This window comes from Kitasatospora sp. NPDC093558 (assembly GCF_040683475.1).
In the GTDB taxonomy this organism is placed as follows: Bacteria; Actinomycetota; Actinomycetes; order Streptomycetales; family Streptomycetaceae; genus Kitasatospora.
In genome coordinates, this window is the sequence record NZ_JBFBDY010000474.1 from 1 (window position 1) to 4,983 (window position 4,983).

3 protein-coding genes and 1 pseudogene are annotated in these 4,983 nt (G+C 74.7%); all 4 read right to left on the minus strand.

All coding sequences use genetic code 11. The annotated features are described in order from the left end of the window. A pseudogene (locus AB0O00_RS29430) lies at positions 1-1,112 on the minus strand (hypothetical protein); the annotation flags it as partial. Next, complete coding sequence (locus AB0O00_RS29435) at positions 1,112-3,010, minus strand: HSP90 family protein (RefSeq protein WP_363656869.1); 1,899 nt, start codon at positions 3,008-3,010, stop codon at positions 1,112-1,114. The pseudogene AB0O00_RS29430 and the gene AB0O00_RS29435, both read right to left, overlap by 1 nt. Positions 3,011-3,135: 125 nt before the next feature. Further along, entirely contained in the window at positions 3,136-4,179 is a 1,044-nt protein-coding gene (locus AB0O00_RS29440; protein ID WP_363656871.1) for a hypothetical protein, read from the minus strand. 246 nt (positions 4,180-4,425) lie between these two features. Then, positions 4,426-4,983, minus strand: a 558-nt coding sequence (locus AB0O00_RS29445; protein ID WP_363656873.1) for a hypothetical protein, incomplete at its 5' end; no start/stop codon positions are given.

The window sequence follows — 4,983 nt, forward strand, 5'->3', positions numbered from 1 at the left end:
GGCGTGGTGGCGGCGCGGACGCCGAGCGCGAGCGGCTCGGCGAGCAGCGGCTCGCGCTCCAGCCGGGCGCGGCGGCGGGCGCCGACCGCGTCGGTGCCGTTGCGGGCGTCGAAGCGGGCGGCGAGCGCGTCGGCCTCGGCGCGCAGGTGGGCGAGCAGCGTGTCGACCGTCCAGCTGCGGCCGGGCGGGCCGCTGACCGCGAGTTCGCCGTGGCCCTGGCGGGCGAGGGCGGCGATCAGCACCTCGACGCCGGTGAGGAAGTCGAGGCGGCCGTTCGGGTCGCCGGTGACGGCGAACAGGTCGCGGTTCTCGGAGAGGATCTCCAGGCCGCGCGGCTCGTTGCCGGTGAGCGCGCAGAACTCGACGTGCTGGCCGACCGGTCGGGCCATGCCGGACTTGCCGCGGGCGAAGCGGTAGCCGACCAGGTGGCTGGAGCGGGCCTCGTCCAGGCGGCCCTCGCGCACCAGCGGCAGCAGGGCGGCGGCGTGGCTGAGGTAGGGCTCCTCGGAGCAGGTGCTGTGGCCGCCGAGGACGGGCCGCCAGGCCTCCAGGGCCCGCGCGTCGTCGCCGGCGCGCACGTGGTGGTTGGCGCGGGCGCGGATCTCGCACGCGTGGCAGTCGCTCAGTTCGGTGCGCGGGCGCCCGGCCCACAGCTCGTAGGCGTCGTCGGCGCCGACGCCGGTGTGCGCGGCCAGGTGGTAGCGCTGGGCGTAGTACGGCTGGAGGCCGAAGCCCGCCTTCTCGTAGCGGGTGCGCATCTCCGTGTGCCAGCGGCGGATCGCCTCCAGCGGCACGTCCGGGGTGCCGGCCAGCGAGCCGGCCACCCACTTGAAGCGCCAGAACAGCTGGTCCCGGGCCCACTCGCCGAAGCCGTCCGGGTCAGTGTCCCACAGCTTGAGCACCCGGGCGAAGACCACCGGCGACTTGCTGCGCTCGCCGTCGTACTGGTACGCCTCCATGAGCTCCAGCAGGGCCATCGAGCGCACCCCGGTGTCGTCGAACTGCTCGGCGGCGTCGACGAGTTCCTCGGCGGTCACGGTCCGCTGACGGCCGTAGGGGCGGGCGTCGTTCTCGCGCAGCGCGGCCATCACCGCGTCGGGGGTGTCCGGCATCACGCCTCCTTCGGGTCGGTGCCGGCGCCGCGGCCGCCGGCCGCCTCGTGGCCGAGCATGGCGTGGTCGAGCAGGCTGATGAACGAACGGTTGAGCAGGGCGCTCTCGCTCGCCTTGAGCGGGCGGCGGGTCATCAGGACCGCCTGCCCGTACAGCGCCTCGACGGCGGTGACGGTCAGGTCGCGGCTGCCGGCCAGCGAGGCGGCGCGGCGCACCAGCGGGTTGAGGTGGTTGAGCACCAGCTGGGCGCGCGGCACCTCGGCGCGCAGCGAGCCGAGGATGTCCGCCCACAACCCGTCGGCCTCGTCGGCGAGTTGGGCGCGGGTGCGCTCGTGCCTGGCCTCCCGGTTGTCGAGCAGCAGGGCGGGGGCGCTGGTCGGGTGGAAGCTGCGCAGCGCGACGTCGCAGTCGAACCGGCCGACGACCTCGCGGGCGATGGTGAGGAACGCGGCGGCGGCGAGCTCGGCGGCCGGGTCGACGGTGTCCAGGTGCGCGGTGACGGTGCCCGGGTCGAGGTCGGCGACGGAGACGCCGGGACGGATCTCGGGCAGCCGGTGCACGAGGTCGCGGTCGTAGGTGTAGCCGCCGTTGACGACGCCGAGCCCGGCGGCGCCGGCGATCGGGGCGACCTGGCGGAACTCCTCGACCGTCCGGGTCACCAGCAGGACCGGGTGGGTGCGGGCGAACTCGTCCAGCGTGACGTTGCCGTCGGTGGTCTCGAACGGCAGCCAGGGCAGCATGATGCGCAGCAACTCGTCGTCGTAGCGCGCGAGTTCCTTGACCGCCAGGTGGTGCACGGACAGGAAGCGGTGCAGCAGGGCGGGGTCGCTCGCGGACAGGCCGGTCAGCCAGTCGCGGATGCGGGCGCCGAGCGCGTCGCGGACGGCGGCGAGCGTCTCGTCCGCGTACAGGCCCTCGCGGGAGGCGGTCGGGCGCAGGCCGTCGGTGTCGACCACGCAGCGGACGAAGAAGGCCCAGTCGGGCAGGAGTTCGTCGGCCTGGTCGGTCAGCAGCATGCCCTTGAGGTGCACCCGGTGGCCGGAGCGGCGGGAGGGCGGGGCGGCGTCCGGCAGGACGTAGGCGACGCCGCGCAGGCCGACCAGCGGGAGGTCCAGGTCGATGCTGTCCAGCGGGGTGAAGTCGAAGGCGGAGCGGCAGTACTCGCCCAGCGCGTCGCGGCGGGCGAGCGGCGAGCCGTGCCGCTGCGCCCACGGCGGGGTCCGGTTGACGCGGTGCTCGGTGCCGTTCGCGTCGACGACCGTCACGTCCTGGCGCAGCAGGCTGCCGAAGTCGCGGGCGAGCGCCAGGACGCGGCCCGAGCGCGTCCACTCGGCGGCGTCGGCGCGCGGGGCGAGGGTGACGGTGGTGCCGGGCTCGGGCCTGGCCTCGGCGGGCAGGGTGCGGATGGTGTAGCGGCCGTCGGAGCTGCCGCGCCACTCGACCACCGGGGCGTCCGGGGTGGCCGCGGAGCGGGTGACGACGGTGATCTCGTCGGCGACGACGAAGCAGGCGAGCAGGCCGATGCCGAACTGGCCGATGAAGTCGCCGCGGGCGCGGGCCAGTCCGGCGCCGTCCAGGCCGCCGTCGGCGTCCCGCTTGGAGCTGCGGCCGATGGTGGCGAGGAAGGTGTGGACGTCCGCCTCGGTGAGGCCGATGCCGGTGTCGGTGACGGTCAGCCCGTCGTCGGCGCGGACGGTGATCCGGGCCGGCGCCTCGGGGTCGAGTTTCTGGCGGGCGGTGATCGCGTCGACCGCGTTCTGCAGGAGCTCGCGCAGGTAGACGCGGGGGCTGGAGTAGAGGTGGTGGGAGAGGAGGTCCACCAGGCCGCGCAGGTCCACCTGGAAGGTGTGCGCGCTCGCCGGGCTCTGCGCACTCGTCGGGTTCTCGGATGGGGACACCGGGGGGCTCTTTCGATGGCTGGGTGGGTGGGGAGGTGTGGGGCCGGGCGGCGGTCGGCCGGCCGGCGTCAGCGGTCGCCGGTGGACGTCGGCGGGCGGCCGGCGTCAGCGGGCGCCAGTGGATGTCAGTGGGCGCAACGGTCGCGGTGGGTGCGGAAGTTGGCGACCGGGTCGCCGGCCAGGTAGTGCCAGGGGGACTCGGTGACGAGGCCGTCCAGGGCGTCGAACAGCAGGTGCGCGGTCATGCGCTGGCCGGCCAGCGAGAAGGCCATCGCGAAGGTGTTGAAGGCACCCTGCCAGCCGCGGGCCGGCGTGAAGTCGGGGTGCAGGACGGACCGGAAGGCGGCCTCCTGCAGCTCCGCGAGGACCGTCGGGCTGGTGAGGTAGGCGTGGTCCTCGCCGTCGGGGAGGTCCAGCCAGCGCTCCAGGTGCGCGAGGGCGACCAACTCGCCGAGCTCGCTGCCCTCGGGGGCGGCGAGCATCCCGGAGCGGGCGAACTCGTGCATCGCGTCGTGCGAGCCGCCCCACTTGGCGCACAGCTGCTGGAGCCGCTGGCGGTGCGAGGCGGCGTGGCCGGGGTCGCGGCGCAGCGCGGCCTCGAAGCGGCAGGTGGCGACCTCGGCGCCGAGCGAGGCGCCGCGGGCGCTGATCTGGAGGAAGTACCAGGGGTCGAGCCAGCCGGGCTCGCGCTCGGCGACCTCCAGCAGTTGTTCCTCGGCGGTGTCCAGGCGTTCGTGGAAGAGCTTCCACTGCTCCTCCGTCACGTGCTTGGCGCGGGCGCGGGTGCGGGCCTCCCAGGCCCACGTGATGTGCCGGGCGCCGGAGAGGAGGAGGGGCAGGGCGTCGTCGGGGTGGTCGGCGATCGCGCGGGCCGTCCAGGCCTCGACGCCGTCGACGTCGGCGAGGGCGCCGAGGATCCACGTCCGGTCGGCCTGGTCCTCGACGGCGGCGAGCGCGGGGCGCAGCGCCGTCCAGTCCCCGGCGGCGGCCTGAGCGAGCATCGCGCGCACCGCGTCGTCGCCGAAGGCCGGGTCGAGCGCCGGGACGGGGCCGGCGGGGACGGGGGCGACGGCCTCGGCCGCCCGCTTGCCGCGCCCGAACCCGAGCCCGCGGCGGCCGGACCGGCCCTGCGTGGCGTCCTCGCCGGAGCGGCGGCGGAAAAGCGGCATCGGGTGGCCCCCCTCGAACGTGATCGGCATCTCTCGCATGGACGCGCAGTGGCCGCCCAGATGCAGTACATATCACGCGCGCCCGACATCCGTTCGCGCAGCCCGCACCGGGCCTGACGAGGGGGGTAACAGATGACAACGGACAGATAACAGATAACAGATTTCAGCGAACAGATTCTGTTATCTGTTCGCCGTCCGTTGTCCGCCCGCTCACCCGGCGGTCGGATCGACCCGGCGGCCGGGCCGTCAGTACGCGCCGAGCCCGGCGTCCGGCGCCTTGCCCGTCTGCGCCTGCTCGATCCGCTTGACCAGCATCGCCGCGAACCGTCGGGTCGCCGCGACGTCCACCGGGCCGCCCTCGGTCGTGACGCTCGCCACCACCGTGCCCGAGCGCAGCACGATGCCGACACCTTCACTGCCCGCCAACTGCCCCTGGAAGACCTGGCTTTCACTTCCCAGCACGGCGGAGTCCACGGCCTTGAACGGCCCGCCCTGGTACGAGGCGTACGTCTCCTTGAGGCGGTCCTTCGCCGCGTCCCGGGTCGGCAGCGTGTCGATCATGAACCGGGTCACGAGGTCGCCCGAGGAGAAGCGGACCGACCCGCTGAGCGGCTTCCCCGTGCAGGGCGCCGCGGCCGTGCAGGTGGTGGCGTGGTCCGCGGTGTCGACGCGCCGCTTCTCCTCCTCCCACCCGGCCATCGCCTTGACGTCCGGCAGCACCTGGCGGACCAGCTTGTCGTCCAGCAGCACCGCGTCCGAGTCCGCCCCGGGCGTCCCGGCCCCGCCCGCGGCCGGCGGCGGCAC